Origin of the sequence: Dongia sp. (genome assembly GCF_041905885.1) — a bacterium.
Lineage (GTDB): Bacteria > Pseudomonadota > Alphaproteobacteria > Dongiales > Dongiaceae > Dongia.
Window position 1 is genome coordinate 371 of record NZ_JAYRKD010000010.1, and the last position, 18,502, is coordinate 18,872.

General features: G+C 66.6%; 15 protein-coding genes. 6 read left to right on the forward strand and 9 right to left on the reverse strand.

Annotated elements, in window-relative coordinates; all coding sequences use genetic code 11:
• Nucleotides 1-45: 45 nt before the first annotated feature.
• Nucleotides 46-1,875 carry a translational GTPase TypA gene (gene typA / locus ACH2CY_RS12090; RefSeq protein ID WP_395019341.1) on the reverse strand — a complete coding sequence of 610 codons (1,830 nt, stop codon included), beginning with the start codon at nucleotides 1,873-1,875 and terminating at the stop codon, nucleotides 46-48.
• Between the two features lie 257 nt (nucleotides 1,876-2,132).
• Nucleotides 2,133-3,122: an adenosine kinase gene (locus tag ACH2CY_RS12095; protein ID WP_395019343.1), complete on the reverse strand. Its 990-nt coding sequence runs from the start codon at nucleotides 3,120-3,122 to the stop codon at nucleotides 2,133-2,135.
• Nucleotides 3,123-3,353: 231 nt separating this feature from the next.
• Between ACH2CY_RS12095 and ACH2CY_RS12100 the strand changes: the two genes are divergently transcribed.
• From ACH2CY_RS12100 to ACH2CY_RS12110, 3 genes are all read left to right on the forward strand, one after another.
• A complete protein-coding gene (locus ACH2CY_RS12100; protein WP_395019345.1) occupies nucleotides 3,354-4,061 on the forward strand; it encodes an EI24 domain-containing protein in 708 nt (235 codons plus the stop codon).
• A gap of 19 nt (nucleotides 4,062-4,080) precedes the next feature.
• A complete protein-coding gene (locus ACH2CY_RS12105) occupies nucleotides 4,081-4,674 on the forward strand; it encodes a polymer-forming cytoskeletal protein (RefSeq protein WP_395019346.1) in 594 nt (197 codons plus the stop codon).
• 205 nt (nucleotides 4,675-4,879) lie between these two features.
• Nucleotides 4,880-5,374 (forward strand): hypothetical protein, encoded by a 495-nt coding sequence (locus ACH2CY_RS12110; protein ID WP_395019347.1) that lies wholly within the window; start codon nucleotides 4,880-4,882, stop codon nucleotides 5,372-5,374.
• Between the two features lie 238 nt (nucleotides 5,375-5,612).
• On the opposite strand, the gene nth is transcribed toward ACH2CY_RS12110, so the two are convergent.
• Entirely contained in the window at nucleotides 5,613-6,254 is a 642-nt protein-coding gene (gene nth / locus ACH2CY_RS12115) for an endonuclease III (RefSeq protein WP_395019348.1), read from the reverse strand.
• Between the two features lie 59 nt (nucleotides 6,255-6,313).
• On the opposite strand from nth, the gene ACH2CY_RS12120 reads away from it, so the two are divergent.
• A complete protein-coding gene (locus ACH2CY_RS12120) occupies nucleotides 6,314-6,823 on the forward strand; it encodes a DUF2244 domain-containing protein (RefSeq protein ID WP_395019349.1) in 510 nt (169 codons plus the stop codon).
• A 7-nt stretch (nucleotides 6,824-6,830) separates the two neighbouring features.
• Entirely contained in the window at nucleotides 6,831-7,775 is a 945-nt protein-coding gene (locus ACH2CY_RS12125) for a DMT family transporter (protein WP_395019351.1), read from the forward strand.
• Here the strand turns inward: ACH2CY_RS12125 and dapB are convergent.
• From dapB to dnaK, 5 genes are all read right to left on the reverse strand, one after another.
• On the reverse strand, nucleotides 7,732-8,568 hold the full coding sequence (gene dapB / locus ACH2CY_RS12130; protein ID WP_395019632.1) for a 4-hydroxy-tetrahydrodipicolinate reductase: 837 nt from the start codon (nucleotides 8,566-8,568) through the stop codon (nucleotides 7,732-7,734). The genes ACH2CY_RS12125 and dapB overlap by 44 nt on opposite strands.
• Before the next feature lie 295 nt (nucleotides 8,569-8,863).
• Entirely contained in the window at nucleotides 8,864-11,062 is a 2,199-nt protein-coding gene (locus ACH2CY_RS12135) for an ATP-binding protein (RefSeq protein WP_395019352.1), read from the reverse strand.
• 97 nt (nucleotides 11,063-11,159) lie between these two features.
• Nucleotides 11,160-13,322: an ATP-binding protein gene (locus ACH2CY_RS12140; RefSeq protein WP_395019353.1), complete on the reverse strand. Its 2,163-nt coding sequence runs from the start codon at nucleotides 13,320-13,322 to the stop codon at nucleotides 11,160-11,162.
• A 212-nt stretch (nucleotides 13,323-13,534) separates the two neighbouring features.
• On the reverse strand, nucleotides 13,535-14,698 hold the full coding sequence (dnaJ, locus tag ACH2CY_RS12145) for a molecular chaperone DnaJ (RefSeq protein ID WP_395019354.1): 1,164 nt from the start codon (nucleotides 14,696-14,698) through the stop codon (nucleotides 13,535-13,537).
• A 90-nt stretch (nucleotides 14,699-14,788) separates the two neighbouring features.
• Nucleotides 14,789-16,750 carry a molecular chaperone DnaK gene (dnaK, locus tag ACH2CY_RS12150; RefSeq protein WP_395019355.1) on the reverse strand — a complete coding sequence of 654 codons (1,962 nt, stop codon included), beginning with the start codon at nucleotides 16,748-16,750 and terminating at the stop codon, nucleotides 14,789-14,791.
• Between the two features lie 227 nt (nucleotides 16,751-16,977).
• Between dnaK and ACH2CY_RS12155 the strand changes: the two genes are divergently transcribed.
• Nucleotides 16,978-17,403: a hypothetical protein gene (locus ACH2CY_RS12155; protein ID WP_395019357.1), complete on the forward strand. Its 426-nt coding sequence runs from the start codon at nucleotides 16,978-16,980 to the stop codon at nucleotides 17,401-17,403.
• Between the two features lie 21 nt (nucleotides 17,404-17,424).
• Here the strand turns inward: ACH2CY_RS12155 and ACH2CY_RS12160 are convergent, their stop codons facing one another.
• On the reverse strand, nucleotides 17,425-18,414 hold the full coding sequence (locus ACH2CY_RS12160; protein WP_395019359.1) for a LysR substrate-binding domain-containing protein: 990 nt from the start codon (nucleotides 18,412-18,414) through the stop codon (nucleotides 17,425-17,427).
• Nucleotides 18,415-18,502 lie beyond the last annotated feature (88 nt).

Sequence of the window (18,502 nt, forward strand, 5' to 3'; positions counted from 1 at the left end):
CGGGAGAGGGCGGGGTGAGGGGTCGCTCGGTCTGTCCGAGAAACCCTAAACCGCTTCCGCTTCCGCCGCGCGTTCCGCCTTCTTGCGGTCATGTGGGCTCAGCAGCGCTTTCCTGAGCCGCACCGACTTCGGCGTCACCTCGACCAGCTCGTCGTCCTGGATGTAGGCGAGCGCCTGTTCGAGGCTCATCTGCCGCGGCGGCGTCAGGCGGATGGCTTCGTCCTTCGACGTGGTGCGGATGTTGGTGAGCTGCTTCGAGCGCAGCGGATTGACCTCGAGGTCGTTGCTGCGGGTGTGCTCGCCGATGATCATGCCCTCGTAGACGGCTTCGCCCGGGTTGATGAACATCTGGCCGCGCTCTTCCAGATACCACAGCGCGTAGGCCACCGAGGCGCCGTCGCTGTTGGAGATCAGCACGCCGTTGCGCCGCCCCTCGATCGGGCCCTTGTAGGGGCCATAGGCGTGGAACAGCCGGCTCATCACGCCGGTGCCGCGGGTGTCGGTCAGGAACTCGCCATGATAGCCGATCATGCCGCGCGACGGCACGTGCAGGACCAGGCGGGTCTTCGCGCCGCCCGACGGCTTCATCTCGACCAATTCGCCGCGGCGCTGGCCGAGCTTGTCGATGACCACGCCGGAGAAGCCTTCATCGACGTCGATCACCACTTCCTCGATCGGCTCCTGGCGCTCGCCGGTCTGCTCGTTGGTGCGATAGAGCACGCGCGGCCGGCTGATCGAGAGCTCGAAGCCCTCGCGGCGCATGGTCTCGATCAGCACGCCCAATTGCAATTCGCCGCGGCCGGCGACTTCGAACGCGTCCTTGTCGCCGGTCTCGGTGATGCGGAAGGCGACGTTGCCCTCGGATTCGCGCATCAGCCGCGCGCGGATCATGCGGCTCGTCACCTTGTCGCCCTCGCGTCCGGCCAGCGGCGAGTTGTTGACCGAGAAGGTCATGGCCAGGGTCGGCGGATCGACCGGCTGGGCATGCAGCGGGTTCTCCATCTGCGGTTCGCAGATCGTGTCGGCGACCGTCGTATCGGTCAGGCCCGCGATCGCGATGATGTCGCCGGCTTCGGCCGTATCCACCGGCACGCGCTCGATGCCGCGGAAGGCCAGCAGCTTGGTGAGGCGCCCGGCTTCGATCTGCGTCCCGTCGGGGCGCAGCGACTTCACCGCCATGTTGATCTGGGCCTTGCCGCTCTCGATCCGCCCGGTCAGCACGCGGCCGAGATAGTTGTCGTATTCGAGGGTGGTCGCCAGCATCGCGAAGGGGCCATCCGTGTCCACGGTCGGCGACGGCACATGCCGCACCACCAGGTCGAACAGCGGCGAGAGATCGACGCGCTCGGCTTCCAGGCTCTCCGCCGCCCAGCCCTGCTTCGACGAGGCGAACAGGGTCGGGAAATCGAGCTGCTGGTCGTTGGCATCGAGTGCGGCGAACAGATCGAACACCGCGTCATGCACCACATGCGGCTCGGCGTCGGGCCGGTCGCATTTGTTGATCATCACGATCGGGCGCAGCCCGCGCTTCAGCGCCTTGCCGGTCACGAACTTGGTCTGCGGCAGCGGGCCTTCGGCCGCGTCCACCAGCACCACCACGCCGTCCACCATCGAGAGGATGCGCTCGACCTCGCCGCCGAAATCGGCGTGGCCCGGCGTATCGACGATGTTGATGCGCACGTCCTTCCACTGCACCGAGGTGCACTTGGCGAGAATCGTGATCCCACGCTCGCGCTCGAGATCGTTGGAGTCCATGACCCGCTCCATCACCTGCTGGTTGGCGCGGAACGAGCCCGACTGCTTCAGGAGCTGATCGACCAGCGTGGTCTTGCCGTGGTCGACATGGGCGATGATGGCGATGTTGCGAAGCTGCATAACTACAAACTCATCTCTTTCAGCGCTCTTTCCCGGATTCCGAGGAAGAGCATTTTTGTGATCGTCATGGTCCACCGTTTGCGAATGCAAACTTTCGTTTGCTGTGGCGGACCATCCACGAGTTGCTCTCGTGTGACGGGATTCAAACTCGTGGATCCTCCGCCCCGCCGACGAAGGTCGGCCTTCGCCTCCGGGGCGGAGGATGACGAGTGCTAGGCGCGCATCCAACCTGGCCAGGTCACGTTACCGTCTCTCCGTTACACGCTTTGCAGCAGCAGTTCGGAAAGCGGCGTTTCCGGCCGCGCGCCGTAATGGCTGATCACCTCGCCGGCGGCGAGGCTGCCGATCCGGCCGCAATCGGCGTGGTTGCGCCCCTGCGTATAGCCGTAGAGGAACCCGGCGGCGAAGAGATCGCCGGCGCCGGTCAGGTCAACGATCCGCGGCACCGGCCAGGCCGGCACTTCGACGACCGTCTCCGGGGTCACGATCAGCGAGCCCTTCTCGCTGCGGGTCAAGGCCGCGAGATCGCAGGCGCCGCGGGTGATCTGCACCGCCTCTTCGTAGTTGTCGGTTTCCCAGAGCGCTTTGATCTCGCCCTCGTTGGCGAACAGGATATCGACATGCTCGCGCACCAGATCCTGGAACTCCTTCAGGTAGCGGATCACGCAGAAGGAATCCGAAAGCGTCAGCGCGATCTGCCGGCCGGCCTGGTGGGCGAGATCGGCGGCCTTCAGGAAGGCCTGCTTGGCCAGCGGCGGATCCCAGAGATAGCCCTCAAGATAGGTCACCTTCGCATGCTGGATCACCTGGGGATCGACGTCGTCGGGGGTGAGCTCGACGCAGGCGCCGAGATAGGTGTTCATCGTGCGCTCGGCATCCGGCGTCACGAAGATCATGCTGCGCGCGGTCGGCGTGTCGCTGGCGACGCTGGCGGTCTCGAAATGCACGCCGGCGGCGCGGATGTCGTGGCGGAAGATGCCGCCCAGCTGGTCATTGCCGACCTTGCCGATATAGGCCGCCGTGCCGCCGAGGCTGGCGATGCCGGCGATGGTGTTGGCCGCGGCGCCGCCGGAGACTTCGACCGCCGGACCCATCGCGTCATAGAGCTCGCCCGACCGCTTCGGGTCGACCAGCATCATGGCGCCCTTCGTCAGCGACATGCGGGTCAGGAACTCTTCCTCGCAATGGGAGAAGACATCGACAATCGCGTTGCCGATGCCGCAAACGTCAAAATGCTTGTCCGGCATCTAATAAACCATTCCTGGGGCGTGCCCGACTGTGCCCCCGGGCGAAGGCCCGAATTTAAGACTGTGCTGCGGGCGCGAAAGCCGGCGCAGTATAGGGATCGGCGCGCCCGGCACAAGCCGAAGCGCCGCAATCCCGCACACCCCGAGTCGACGGAAAGCCGGGCATTGCGGCGGGTCCGGCGACCCCCTAAATCTGCTCGGTCATACCTTTGGGACAGCGGGGTAAATTCCTTGTTCGCAGCCGTTTCCAAAGCCCTCGGCCAGCTCGGCGACCCGAGGATCCAGAAGCTGATCGGCCTCAGCATCGCCCTCACGATCGCCGTGTTCATCGCCGTGGCCTTGCTGGCCTGGTACCTGGTCGGTTGGCTCTCGGGTTTGAGCGGCTGGTGGGGCGACGCGGCACAGTTCGCCGGCCTGCTCGGCACGGTTGTGATCGCCTGGTTCACTTTTCCGGCGCTCGCCGCGGCGATCAGCGCGATCTTCGCTGACCGCGTGATCGATGCGGTCGAAGCGCGGCATTATCCGGGCCGACCGGCGCCTCTCGAGGTTCCGCTCTGGTCGGTGATTTTCGATGGCGTGAAACTGGCCGCTCTATCGCTGATTGTAAATATCCTGGCCTTGCCCTTCGTCATCTTCCCGCCGCTCTACGCCGTGATCGTCTATGGCGTGAACGGCTGGCTGCTCGGCCGCGAGTATTACGAAATGCCGGCCTTCCGCCGGCTGCAGCGGCCGGTCGCCAAGCAGCTCTACCGTGCTCACAAAGGCCAATTCACCCTCGGTGGAGTGTTAATTGCTTTCATTTCCACAATCCCGTTTGTGAATTTGATCGCGCCCATCATCGCCACTGCTTTTATGGTGCATCTTTTTGAATCCGTGGTAAAACTTGAGAGCGATCGGGCTGCTTCGGTGACCCGGCGTCCGCCTTCGGGGGCTAACTAGTTAAGAGAAGGTAACCATAATGTTTGGTAAGAAAAGGGACGACGAAATCGCCGCCGAGCAGGCCAAGGAAGCCGCGGAGGCGGCCCCGCGCAACTATCAGCGGTCGGATGCCGCCGGTGCTCAACCGGCCAGCCGCCCGGCGGTCAATCCGGAAATCGCCCGTCGCGGGCCGGACCTTTCGGTCTTCGGCCCGGGCCGCGGCGCACAGCCGGCGGCCGCGGCGCAGCCCGCGAAGCCGACCTCGGCGATGGAGCCCGAGCACAAGAAGCTGATCGTCGGTCGCGACATCTCGCTCAACGGCGAGATCCGCACTTGCGACACGCTGGTGGTCGAGGGCCGCGTCGAAGCGGTGCTGCAGGACTGCAAGAACATCGAGATCATGGGGCCCGGCGAGTTCAAGGGCGCGGCTGAAGTCGACGTCGCCGATATCAGCGGGCGTTTCGATGGCGACCTGACCGCGCGTCAGCGCCTGATCGTGCGCGCCGGCGGCAAGGTGCTGGGCAAGATCCGCTACGGCCAGCTCGAGATCGAGCGGGGCGGCGTGCTCTCCGGCGAGGTGGAAGTCCTCCCCGAAGCGCAGATCATGCAGGCCCCGACCGCGGCGGTCGGCTGATCGAACCACAGGGCTTCGGCCGCGGCGCCTTCATCGGGGCGGTGCCGCGGCCGGGATCCTGATCATCTCGGCGCCCAGACTGGGCGTTACTTGAAGTCCCGAGTTGGGGCCCGGCCGGAGCCGGGTGCAGTGCATGTTGGGCTTGCGGGGGAAGTTGTCGCTGGGCGCGGGCCGGATAAGGTTCGCGGGCAGCAGACTCACCCCGATGCTCACCGCCGCTTCCGCTACCCTCCTCCTCGCCGCCTGCCAAGTGCCGCAGCACCAGTTGAGGACGGCTGGCGCCGCCAACCAGCCCGCGCCCGCGCAAACCGACACGGCCCAGGCGGAGACCGCCCAATCCACGGCGCCCGACGCGCTGCCGAAGCCGACACCGCTCGCCGCGACGCCGGCCGTCGCCCAGAGCGACGCGATCCTGCCGACCGCCTTGCGGCTCTCCGGCGATCCCAAGGAATTGCTCGGCCTCGACCATTCGGCGCTGCGCCGTGTGCTCGGCAAGCCCGCGCAGGTGCGCCGCGAGCTCAGCGCCCAGGTCTGGCAATACGTGACCGGCGACTGCGTGGTCGATCTCTATCTCTACGACGATGACGCCGGCGCGCTCAAAGTCACCTATGTCGAAGCCCGCTCCCGCAGCGCCGAGCCGTCGCCAACCTCGCGCTGCCTGAAGTCCCTGCTCGAGCGCCCGACCGCTTCGGCGCAGTAGTTCTATTCCGCTCGCCGCTACTGGCTAGACTAAGCAACTCGGCAACTCGTCCGAGTGGTGCTCGTCGCTCGATTCAAAATTGGCTTCGCGGGGATTGGCCCTCAGCAGGGGCAGCTGGCGGATTCTCTGTCGCTGCTCCGGAGGTCGGCAAGACCGTACACCATAGTGTGAGTACTGTCAACCGCTCGCCAAATCGTTGATAACGCCCAAAAATCAGCCGCCATCAGACGCAATATCATTACTCATTCGTCGTCTTGGCCTTGTACTGGCAGATATCGCGCACCACGCAGACCGGGCAATCGGGCTTGCGGGCCTTGCAGACATAGCGGCCGTGCAGGATCAGCCAGTGATGGGCGTGGAGCCGGTAGGGCTTGGGCACGCGCTTCTCCAGCTGGAGCTCGACTTGCAGCACGTCCTTGCCCGGCGCCAGGCCGGTGCGGTTGCCGACCCGGAAGATATGCGTGTCCACCGCCATCGTCTCCTGGCCGAAGGCGATGTTGAGCACCACGTTCGCGGTCTTGCGGCCGACGCCCGGCAGCGACTGCAGCACCTCGCGATCGGCCGGCACCTGGCTGCCGTGCTCGGCGATCAGCATCTCGGAAAGTCTGATGACGTTCTTCGCTTTGGTGTTGAAGAGGCCGATGGTCTTGATGAAGCCTTTGAGCTTCGCCTCGCCGAGCTTCACCATCTTCTCCGGCGTGTCGGCGATCTTGAACAAAGGCTCGGTTGCCTTGTTGACCGAGGCATCGGTCGCCTGCGCCGACAGCACCACCGCCACCAGCAGCGTATAAGGGTTGATGTATTGGAGCTCGCCGCGCGGATCGGGCATCGCCTTCTGCAGGCGCGCGAAGAACTCTTCGATTTGTGGTCGCTTCAACATGCCAAGGTTTTCAGTGGGCTTGCTTGCTCCCGGGGGCCGCAAGTCTATACTCCGCGGCCATGGACCACCAAGAGTCAGAGAATAAGCCGTCGCAAGAACGCCCGGTCTTCGAGGCGCTGCTCTATCCGCACCGCTCGCTCGGCCGGAAGGGCTATGCGATCCTGATCGCCGGCACCGCGGCGATCGTCTTGCTCTATGGCCTGGTGTTTCTCGCGCTCGGCGCCTGGCCGATCTTCGGCTTCCTCGGCGGCGAATGGCTGCTGTTCTGGTTCCTGTTCCGCCGGCATCACAGCGGCGACGATCGCGCCGAGCGGATCCGTCTCTACGCCGATCATCTGGTGTTCGAGCGCTACGACAAGCGCGGCGGCCATACCAAGGAACAGCTGCAGCCCTATTGGCTGAACGTCATCCTCGAGCGCGCCGAGGAACCCGACAACGCGCTCTATTTGCGCTCGCACGGCCGCTCGATCCGGCTCGGTGTATTCCTCTCCGGCCAGGAGCGCCGCGATCTTGCCCGCGAGCTCCAGGCCGTGCTGGCCCGTCACCGGAGCAGTCCGTCCCTCGGCTGACCGCAGCATGAACACGCCTTCACCCGCCGGCGAGATCCGGCATCCCGGCCTCGCCGATTACGGCCTGTTGATCCTGCTCTCGCTGCTCTGGGGCTCGTCTTTCCTGGCGATCAAAATCGCGGTCGAGCATGCGATGCCGCCGATGACCCTGGCGCTGCTGCGCATCGGCGTCGGCGCCGCCATGCTGCTTGCGATTGCCCGCGCGCGCGGGCAGCAATGGCCGTCCTTCGGCAGCCGCGGCCTCTGGCTGCGAATCCTGTTCCTCGGCGTGGTCGGCAATGCGCTGCCCTTCTTCCTGATCGGTTGGGGCGAGCAGAGCACCACCTCGCAATTGGCCGGCATCCTGATGGCGGTGATCCCGCTGCTGGTGGTGATCCTGGCGCATTTCTTCACCCATGACGAACGCCTGCGGCTGCCAAAGCTGATCGGCGTGCTGCTCGGCTTCGCCGGCGTGGTCGTGCTGGTCGGCGTCGATGCCTTGCGCGGCCTCGGCGATCAGGTGATCGGCCAGCTGCTGATCATCGGTGGGTGCTTCAGCTATTCGCTCTACGGCGTCACCGCGCGGCGCCTGCCGCAGCTGCCGGCGGAGATGCTGGTCGGTGTCATCCTGCTCGCCGGGTTGATCGTGCTGCTGCCGGTCTGGCTGATCCACGACCGGCCCTGGGCGATCGACTGGCAAGGACAGGCGGTCGCGGCCGCGTCCTGGCTCGGTGTCATCTCGACCGGCTGCGGCAACCTGCTCTTCTACATCATCATGCGGCGGATCGGCGCCGGCTTCGCCTCGTTCAACAACTACCTGGTGCCGGTGCTGGCGCTCGGCTACGGCTACCTGCTGCTCGGCGAGCAGCCGCATTTGAACGCGCTGGTGGCGCTGGCGCTGATCCTGGCGGGCCTGGCGTTGCCGCGGCTTATGCCGGACCGCTCGCTGACGAAGACGACGAACCCAGGTTGAAACCGAGCACGTCCTTCATGCTGTAGAGCCCGGCGCGCTTGCCCGCGGCCCAGAGCACGGCCTTGACCGCGCCGCGGCCGAAGATCTCGCGGCTGGACGCCTTGTGCGTGACTTCGATCCGCTCGCCGTCGGCGGCGAAGATCACCGTATGGTCGCCGACCACGTCGCCGCCGCGGATCGCCGCGAAGCCGATCTCGCCGCGGACCCGCGGGCCGACCTGGCCGTCGCGGCCGCGCTTGGAGACGCGGCGGAGCTGCACGCCCCGGCCCTTCGCGGCGGCCTCGCCCAGCGAGATCGCGGTGCCCGAGGGCGCATCGACCTTGTGCCGGTGATGCATCTCCACGACCTCGATGTCCCAGTCGGTGTCGAGGATGCGCGAGATCTCCTCGACCACCTGTTCGATCAGATTGACGCCGAGGCTCATGTTGGAGGCGAGCACGATCGGCACCCGCTGCGCCGCGCGGCTGATCGCCGCCATCTGGTCGTTGTCGAGCCCGGTGGTGCCGATCACATGCGCGGTGCCGGTCTTGGCGGCCAGGGTCGCGTGCTGCGCGGTCGCCGAGGGACTGGTGAAATCGACCACCACGTCGGCCTGCTCGAACAGGGGCTCGGGGTTGTCGCCGATGATGATGCCCAAAGGCTCGCCGCCGGCCAGCGCGCCGAGGTCGCGGCCGAGCACATGCGAGCCCCGGCGTTCGGTGCCGCCGACCACCAGCACGCCCGGCGCCGAGATCAGCAGCTTCAGCAGCATCTGCCCCATCCGTCCGGCGCAGCCGGCGATCCCGACCCGAATGGCGCCATTGCTGCCGCGTTTCAGGGCGGGTGCGGCCGGCTTGGCCACGGGCTTTGCCGGGGTGGCTGTCGGCTTCTCCGGTTTCTTGTTCTTTTCCAAAGTCTTAGACGCAGTCGGCTTGGCGGCGCTCGCCTTGCCCGGCTTCGCGGCGACGACCTTCGAAGCCTTCGGCGGCGTGCTGCGGCGCAGTGATTTCGTAGCCATGCAACCCCCTGATACCCGGGGCGGTATCTAATCCGTTCTGCGACGAATCAGCAACAGGCTCTGTGGATATCCTGTTGGTATCGCAAGCCGTTCAGCTGGCGAGTTCGTGCGCGACCACGCGGTTGGCGGGAAAGTGGAGGGTCGCGGTGGTGCCCTTGCCGCGGGCGCTGGAGAGGCTCAACTGGCCCTGGTGCAGCTCGATCATCCGCCGGACCAGCGGCAGACCCAGCCCGGTTCCTTCATGGCGGCGGGCGAGGCCCTGGTCGACCTGGCCGAAGGGCGAGAGTGCGACCGGGATCTCCGACGGGTCCATGCCGATGCCGGTGTCGCGCACCACGATATCGACGCCGTCCGGATGGCCGCCCGGCGTGTAGCTCGGCCGCACCGAGATCACGACCCGGCCGCCGGCCTCGGTGAACTTCACCGCATTGGTCAGCAGGTTGTTGACCATCTGCTTGACCCTGAGCTCGTCGGCCCAGAGCCGCGGCAGCGCTTCGGGCAGGTTGCGCTCGATGGTGATGCGGCCGCGCTGGGCGCGCTCGGCCACCACCTTGATGCAGCCGGTGATGACGCGGTCGAGATCGACCGCCTGGTCGGAGAGATTCATCTGCCCGGCCTCGATCTTCGAGAGATCGAGGATGTCGTTGATGATCTTCAGGAGGTCCTTGCCGCTGTTGTGGATGTCGTGGGCGTAATCGACATAGCGGTCGATATCGGCGCCGAACATCCGCGAATTGATGATCTGCGAGAAGCCGATGATCGCGTTCAGCGGCGTGCGGAGCTCGTGCGACATGTTGGCCAGGAACTCGGACTTCGCGCGGTTGGCGAGCTCCGCGGTCTCCTTGGCGTGGCGGAGATCGCGCTCCTGGCGCTTGCGGTCGGTGACGTCGCGCAGGATGAGGGCGAAGGCGAGCTCGTCGTCGGTCGCGAGCTGGAACACCGAGGCTTCCGCGGGGAACTCGCTGCCGTCGCGCCGCAGGCCGAACATCTCCTGCTGCGCGTCGAACTCGGCGGCCCAGAGCTTGCCGGCGACACGGCGTCCATCCTGCGGCAGCAGGCGGCTGCGGATGCGCTCGGGCAGCAGGATCTCGATCGGCCGGCCGATCACCTCGGCGGCGGAATAGCCGAACACGTGCTCGGCGCCGCGGTTGAAAAGCTCGATGCGACTGTCGCGGTCGGCGGCGACGATGGCTTCCGGCGCGATCTCCAGGATCGAGGCCAGGCGTTCCTCCGAGACCTGCAGCGCGCGCAACGCGGTCTCGGCGCGACGCCGCAGCTTCGCCTCGGCGCCGCGGCTGACCCATTCGGCCGCCGCCAGCAGGAACGCGAACAGGATGCCGCCCGGCAGCAGGATGAAGTGCACCTCGCCGAGCTGCAGCCCGTCCCCGTCGGAAGCGACGGCCGCGAAGATCGCGATCAGCGCGACCATGGGCAGGATCGGCTCCAGCCACTGGGTCTGCGGCTCCGGCGCGCGCATGCGCTCCAGCAGCGCCGGCTGGTTCTTGCGCTCCCAGGCCGCCCAGCTGAGCAGCCCGAAACCGACCAGCCAGATCGGCTCGGCCAGCGCGCCCGGCAGATAGTTCGCGCCGAGCATGCCGATGCCCCAGTTGGTCGCGGCGACGCAGAGCACGCCGAGCGCGCCGGTCTGCAGCAGCGCGATGAAGCGTTTCCTGGGCTCGGAATAGATCGCGAGCGCGCTCAAGGCGAACAGGAAGGCGGTGCCGTAGAGGAAAGGATAGGCGGCGCCCGCGACGGCGGCGACGATCGAGCTCGACGTTGCGGCCAGCGAATCATGCATCAGCATGCCGAGCGTCGTGTAGAGCGCGATGGTGATCATGCCGAGATTGGTGAGCGGGCGCAGGAAGCCGCTGCGAAGCTCGACGCGGCGGATCGAGATCAGCAGGCCGGCCACCGCCAGCACCGGGAATCCGAGATAGCCGAGATCGCACCAGGCCGGGAACTGCGGCGGCTTGCCGAGCCAGAGCTCGGCGACGTTCCAGTAGAGCTGCCCGAGCAGCCAGACGCCGCTGGCGCCGGCGAAGCAGGCCCAGGCCAGCCGCTCGCGGCCGCGGAACCGGATGGCGGTCTGGGCGCATTGCTGGGCCGCGACCAGCGCCGCCAGGGTCCAGGCGAAATCGATCAGGAAGGCGGCGCGAAACGAGCCGCGCTCGGTCATCCCGAACTGCAGGACGGCATAGAGCACCAGGGCGCCGATCCAGCCGGTTAGAAGCCAGAGGCGCCGCCGCGCGGTCGTATCCTGATCGGAGGTCGCGAGACTGGCGATCGACATACGGGTCCATTTGCGCCGCGCGGGATTGCGCGGGCTGCGGAACGATCGTCTCAGAACGCGGTGAAGAAAGTCTTAACCCTTAAAATCAAAGGATTTTTCAGGCCCGGGCCTGGACCAGTTGAGGCGGCTGTCGGACCGCCTCGACCAGCCGCTTGCCGGGCAGGCGCACATGGACGGTCGTGCCCTGACCCAATCGACTGACGATCTCGAGACTGCCTTGATGCAGCTCGGTGAGGTGCCGGGCGAGCGGCAGGCCGAGGCCGAGGCCGTCGTGCTCGCGGGCGAAGGCGCTGGCGACCTGGCCGAACGGCGAGAGGGCGAGCGGGATGTCCTCCTCTCGCATTCCGATGCCGGTATCGCTGACCGAGAGGATCAGTGCCTCCCCCGGCTGGTGCCGGGCGCCGATCGTGATGCGGCCGCCGCGCGGCGTGAACTTCACGGCGTTGCCGAGCAGGTTCAGCAGCACCTGCTTCAGCTTCACCTCGTCGGCGATGAGGTGCGGCAGGGCGGCCGGCAAGTCGGCGAGCATCGTGACGCCGCTCTCGCGCGCCCGGAGGTGCATCATGCCCAGGCAATCATTGACCGCGTCGGCAATGACGATCTCGCTCTCGCGCAGCATCACGTTCTTGGTCTCGATCCGCGAGAAGTCGAGGATGTCCTTCACCAGGCGCAGCAGGTGCTGCCCGCTCTGCCGGATGTCCTTGGCATAGGTGGGATAGCGGCCGTCACCGGACCCGAACACCTGGGTCTCGATGATCTCGGCGAAGCCGATGATGGCGTTGAGCGGCGTCCGGAGCTCGTGGCTCATGTTGGCCAGGAACTCGGACTTGGCGCGGTCGGCCAGCTCCGCCCGGTCCCGGGCGGCGCGCAGCTCCTGCTCGACGGTGCGGCGCTCAGTGATGTCACGCAGGACGACGGCGAACAGGCGCTCCGTCCCGCCGTTCAACGGGAAGACCAGCCCTTCGATCGGCAGCGCGGCCCCGTCCTTGCGCCGGCCCATGGCGTTGAAGCGATGGCTGGCCAGCGTTCCGGCATCCTGGATCGCGGTCAGTTGCTTGATGCTTTCGATCGGCAGCGCGCCGCACATCTCCGGCGACAGCAGGTCTATGCTCTGGCCGATCAGTTCGCTGCGGCTGTGGCCGAACACGCTCTCGACGCCCTTGCCCGCGACGCAGATGCGGCGCAGGCCGTCGATCACCAGCATCGGGTCCGGCGAGAACTCCAGCACGGCGCCGAAGCGCGCCTCGGAATGGCGCAGCGCGTCCTCGGTGGCCTCGTTTCGAGCTTGGAGCGCGCGCATCTGCCGGCGATTCCACGCGCCGCGCGTGCTCGAGCTCCCGGCGAGCAGCAGCAGGGCGGGGAGCAGCAGCGACACCGCCTCGCCGATATCCAGATGGCCGATGTTGGCGATCACGGTCGCGGCGATGGCGATCAGCGCGGAAGCGGGGAGCACCTGCCGCGCCTGCCGCACCCTGAGGAGGAGCGACTCCATGGGCGGAGCCTGCCGCTCGACGATGCGGTGATGCTCGAAGGCGGCGAGGGAGAGGAAGGCGAAGCCAATGCCCCAGAGCGGATAGAGCAGCGCAGCGGATTCGAGGGCCGGGTCCACGCGGGCGAGACTGAAGAAGAAGTCGGCGCCGACCACGCAGCCGACGCCGAGCAGCAGCAGGACCAGGATCCAGCGCCGCGCGCCCCAGCCGTAAGCGAGCAGACTGAACAGGCCGAATGCCATGCACAGCGCGCCGACTACCGGATAAACGACGACGGCGACGCGGATCGGAGTCTCGACCGATCCATAGGGAATGGCGGCGTTCACCGGCAGCCCTACGACAACGAGCAGCGTCGCGGCGATAACGCCGAGATCGCAGAGCAGGGGGATGCTGAACCACTGCCGCACGGCGCGCTGGATGTAGAGCACCAGGCCGACGCCGAGCAGCGGCACGAACAGGATGAAGCCGACGCTGGCAGGCGAGGGAAACAGAGCCCAGTCGCCGCCCGTCATGTTGCAGGCGAACCCGGCGAGCGCGCTCAGCCACCAGGCGGCGATTCCGGCTGAGATCCAGGCCGCTGCGGTGCGCACCTGATCGCGGTTCGACCGCGCGATACCCAACCATTGCAGGCCGCTGGTGGCCGCGGCCGAGATGATGACGCCGTCCCACCACAGCCAGCGCTGGCTGGTGCTGAGATCGATCATGTAGGGAATCGCGGTCGCCACCCCCAGGACATAGGTCCAGGTCAGCCACGCCAGTGGCGCGTTCAATACCGCGCACAACGCCCGGCCGGCACCCAGCGCTGAGAAATATCGGGCTTCCGCGGTCGGATCGGACAAGGGGGCTTCGGACCGCCGCGCCCGAGCCTTGGGCCCGGCGGTTCTTCTCCGGCAATGGGTTTCCCCGAATTGTCGACGAGGGCGTGTTAAATAAGCCTAAATGTCAGAGATCAAGAGCCAGTGGGGATCAAGCGCCGGCGGGGCTAGCCGCGGCCGTTGTCGAAGAACTCCTTCACCCGGGCGAAGAAGCCCGCGGATTCCGGGGAGGTCTTGGCATTGGCCTGGGATTCGGCGTCAAACTGCTCGAGCAGGTCGCGCTGCTTCTTGGTCAGGTTGGCCGGGGTTTCGACCGCGATCTCGACGAACATGTCGCCGCGGGCCGGCGAGCGCAGGACCGACATTCCCTTGCCCTTGAGGCGGAACTGCTGGCCGGTCTGGGTTCCGGCCGGAACCGAGACCTTGGCCTTGCTGCCGTCGATGGTCGGGATCTCGATCTGGCCGCCCAGGGCCGCCGTGGCCATGGCGATCGGCACGCGGCAATGGATGCCCGCACCCTCGCGCTGGAACAGGCGATGCGCCGACAGCGAGATGAAGATGTAGAGATCGCCGGCCGGTCCGCCGTTCATCCCGGCCTCGCCTTCACCGGCCAACCGGATGCGGGTGCCGTCCTCGACGCCCGCCGGGATCGCCACCTGCAGAGTCTTCTCCTTGGCGGTGCGCCCGGAGCCCTTGCAGGTCTTGCAGGCCTTCTCGATCACCTTGCCGGCCCCGTGGCAGGCGGCGCAGGTGCGCTCGATGGTGAAGAAGCCCTGGGTCGCGCGGACCTTGCCGTAGCCGTGGCAGGCCGGGCAGGAGATCGGCTGCGCGCCTTTCTCGCCGCCGCTGCCCTGGCAGCTCTCGCAGGCGACCGAGGTCGGGACCCGGATCGTGGCCTGCTTGCCGCCGAAGGCCTCTTCCAGGGTGATTTCCATGTTGTAGCGGAGGTCGGCGCCTCTGCCGCGCGAGGCCTGGCCGCGCCGGCCGCCGCCCATGAACTCGCCGAACATCTCGTCGAAGATGTCGGTGAAATCGAAGCCGCCGCCGGCGAAGCCCTGGCCGGCGCCGCCGCGCCCCATCCCGCCGTTCTCGAAGGCGGCATGGCCGAAGCGGTCATAGGCCGCGCGCTTCTGCTCGTCCTTCAGGACGTCATAGGCCTCGTTCAGCTCCTTGAACTTCTGCTCGGCCGACTGGTCGCCCGGGTTGCGGTCCGGGTGATAGTCCATGGCGAGCTTGCGAAACGCCTTCTTGATGGCGTCCGGGTTGGCGCCCTTCTCGACGCCCAGCGTTTCGTAGTAGTCGCGCTTCATGGTGGAGGTGTCAGTACTCATCTCTCAACAATCAGACAAGAAAAAAGGCCAGGGAGAGTTTTCGAATCCTATCCCTGGCCTGTTTCGTTATAGGCGGATGCCTCCCGGCTACTAGGCGGTCTTGCCCTTCCGGTCATCGACTTCCTCGAAGTCGGCATCGACGACCTTCTCGTCGCTGCCTGCCGCACCGCCGGCGCCCTGGTCGGGTCCGGATTCCGCGCCGCCCGAGGCGCCGTCACCGCCGCCCGCACCGCCGCTGCCGGCGTCCTGGCCGGCGCGGTAGAGCGCTTCGCCGACCTTCATCAGCGCCTGGGTGAGGTCGTTGGTCTTGGCCTCGATCGCCGCGGTGTCGTCGCCGTCCTTCACTTCCTTCAGGGCCGCGATCGCGGTTTCGACCGCCGACTTGTCGGCGGGCGCCACCTTGTCGCCGCTGTCCTTCAGCTGCTTCTCGGCGCTGTGGATCAGGGCTTCGGCCTGGTTCTTGGCTTCGATCGCCGCGCGGCGCTTCTTGTCTTCGGCCGCATGGCTCTCGGCATCCTTCACCATCTTCTCAATGTCGGCGTCGTTCAAGCCGCCCGAGGCCTGGATGCGGATCTGCTGCTCCTTGCCGGTCGCCTTGTCCTTGGCCGAGACGTTGACAATACCGTTGGCGTCGATGTCGAAGGTGACCTCGACCTGCGGCACGCCGCGGGGTGCCGCGGGAATGCCGACCAGGTCGAACTGGCCGAGGATCTTGTTGTCGGCCGCGAGCTCGCGCTCGCCCTGGAACACGCGGATGGTGACCGCGGTCTGGCCGTCCTCGGCGGTGGAGAACACCTGGCTCTTCTTGGTCGGGATGGTGGTGTTGCGGTCGATCAACCGGGTGAACACGCCGCCCAGGGTCTCGATGCCCAGCGACAGCGGGGTCACGTCGAGCAGCAGCACGTCCTTGACGTCGCCTTTGAGGACGCCGCCCTGGATCGCGGCGCCGATCGCCACGACTTCATCCGGGTTCACGCCGCGATGCGGCTCGCGCCCGAAGAACTCCTTCACCTTCTCACCGACCTTGGGCATACGGGTCATGCCGCCGACCAGGATCACTTCGTTGATGTCGGAGGCCTTGAGGCCCGCATCCTTGAGCGCCTTCTTGCAAGGCTCCATGGTGCGTTCGATCAGGTCGTCGACCAGCGCTTCCAGCTTGGCGCGGGTCAGCTTCACGTTGAGATGCTTCGGACCGGTCTGGTCGGCCGTGATGAACGGCAGGTTGACCTCGGTCTGCACCGCGCTCGAAAGCTCGATCTTCGCCTTCTCGGCCGCTTCCTTCAGGCGCTGAAGGGCGAGTTTGTCCTTGCGGAGGTCGATGCCCTGGTCCTTTTTGAACTCGTCGGCGAGATAGTCGATGATGCGCGCGTCGAAGTCCTCACCGCCCAGGAAGGTGTCGCCGTTGGTGGACTTCACCTCGAAGACGCCGTCGCCGATCTCCAGCACCGAGACGTCGAAGGTGCCGCCGCCGAGGTCATAGACCGCGATCGTGCCGGAGCCCTTCTTGTCCATTCCGTAGGCGAGTGCCGCCGCGGTCGGCTCGTTGATGATGCGCAGCACGTCGAGGCCGGCGATCTTGCCGGCATCCTTGGTCGCCTGGCGCTGGCTGTCGTTGAAATAGGCGGGGACGGTGATGACCGCCTGGGTCACCTTCTCGCCGAGATAGTTCTCGGCGGTTTCCTTCATCTTCTGCAGGATGAAGGCGGAGATCTGCGACGGGCTGTACTTCTTGCCGTGGGATTCGACCCAGGCGTCGCCGTTGTCGCCGTTGACGATCTTGTAGGGGACGAGGTCCTTGTCCTTCTTCGTCATCGGGTCGTCGATGCGGCGGCCGATCAGGCGCTTGATGGCGAAGAGGGTGTTTTCCGGGTTGGTCACCGCCTGGCGCTTCGAAGCCTGGCCAACCAGGCGCTCGCCGGAATCGGTGAAGGCAACCATCGAGGGCGTGGTGCGCGCGCCCTCGGCATTCTCGATCACCTTGACGTCCTTGCCCTCCATGACGGCGACGCAGGAGTTGGTGGTGCCGAGATCGATACCGATGACTTTACTCATGGAACAGTCCTTTCCTCAGCAGACCCCGTCTCGCGGCCCTTCTTCAAGGCACCGCCCAGGGATCCCTATTTCGATGTTTGAATGGCCCGCCCGGACCGGCTTGTCTCGCGCCCATCCCGACGGGTAAACCGCTTGATCCGCAGGGATATATAGGGCCTTGGGCTCCCTTTGCAAGCGACCGGCCGCGGCAAAATTAACGATTGAAGCCGCCCGGTCGAAGGCCGATCATGGTCCTAAGAGGACCGCCGGATTCGGCGGGTCGGGGGAAATTCGATCATGATCTCAAGGCACGGGCCGGGCTGCGCCGGCCGGCCAAGACCGCAACCAGGCAGGCCGACCGCTCCTTGCCGGGCGGCCGCGACAGCATGACCCGTCCGGAGGACGACGTGCCCGGCGCCGCCCCGGCCGCGGTGCCAACCGATGCGGCCCCGGAGGATCCCACGCCGGAGATCCTGCAACGCGAGCCGCTCCATTTCATCGTCATTCTATTGCTGCTGGCCGACATCGTGTTCGGCCTGGGCCTGGCGGTCTTCGCCGAGAAGGTGCTGGCCTTCCGGCCGATGGCGATCATGGGCTGCGGCCTCGCCGCCCTCGGTCTCGGCGTGCTGGGCTATTTCGTGCTGTTCGGCGGCGGCAAGCGGACCCGCTGGTAGGCCGGCTGGAAATCCGATGGGTCAGGCGCCCGCGAAGTGGCGGGAGACCCAGGCGCGGAAGGCGGCGATGCGCGGGATCTCGATCTCTTCGGCGCGGCTCACCAGGTAGTAGTGCCGGCCGGAATTGACGCTGACTTCAAAGACCGGCGCCAGGCGCTTCTGGGCGATCTCCTCCTGGAACAGCCGCGGATCGCAGATCGCGACCCCGCCGCCATTGGTCGCCGATTGCACCGCCTGATCCGCCGTCTCCAGCACCAGCCCGCGCTCGACCCGGGCCGTGGTCAACCCGGTCTGGCGGGCGAACAGGCGCCAGTCGTACCAGGGGTCGTTGCCCTGGCGGATATGCAGCAATTGCGCCTTGGCCAGCATGGTGCCGAGATCGGGCCAGTTCGCCTCCTTGATCAGGGCCGGGCTGGCCAGCGGCGTCATCTGGTCGGACATCAAGAGGTCGACGATCATCTCAGGCGGGGTGTCGACCTCGCCGAAGAAGATCGCGAGGTCATGGCCGGAATTGCGGAAATCGACATTGACCGGCGGAGTCTCGATCCGGATCTCGAGATCCGGATGCTGCTTCTGGAACTCCGGGAAGATCGGCAGGAACAGCCTGCGCGCAAAGGTCGGCGGCAGGCTCATGGTCAGCGGCGGCTTCTTCGATTGCCGCTTGAATCCCGCCACCACCACGTCGATCCGGTCGAAGGCATCGGTCAGGACCGGGAGCAGCCTCTTCCCCTCGTCGGTCAGCTCCAGGTTGGCTTTGCGGCGGAGCAGGGCGACACCGAGGATGTCTTCCAGGTTCTTCACCTGGCGGCTGACCGCGCTCTGGGTCACCAGCAGCTCTTCCGCGGCCCGGGTGAAGCTCAGCGAACGCGCGACCGCCTCGAAGGCGCGGAGCGCATTCAGCGGTGGGAGCGAGCGTCGTTCCTTGATGCGGGCCATCGCGGCGGAAATCTGCGGCAGAAGCTTCAAACCGCGCCGAATGTAACGAGCATGCGCGATGTTGGATAGAGTCATCAGTTGCACCCCCACCTCACCTCCCCCGAAGGCGGGGGAGGTAGAAGGCGAGATATTGCGAAGCCCTCCCCCGCCTTCGGGGGAGGGT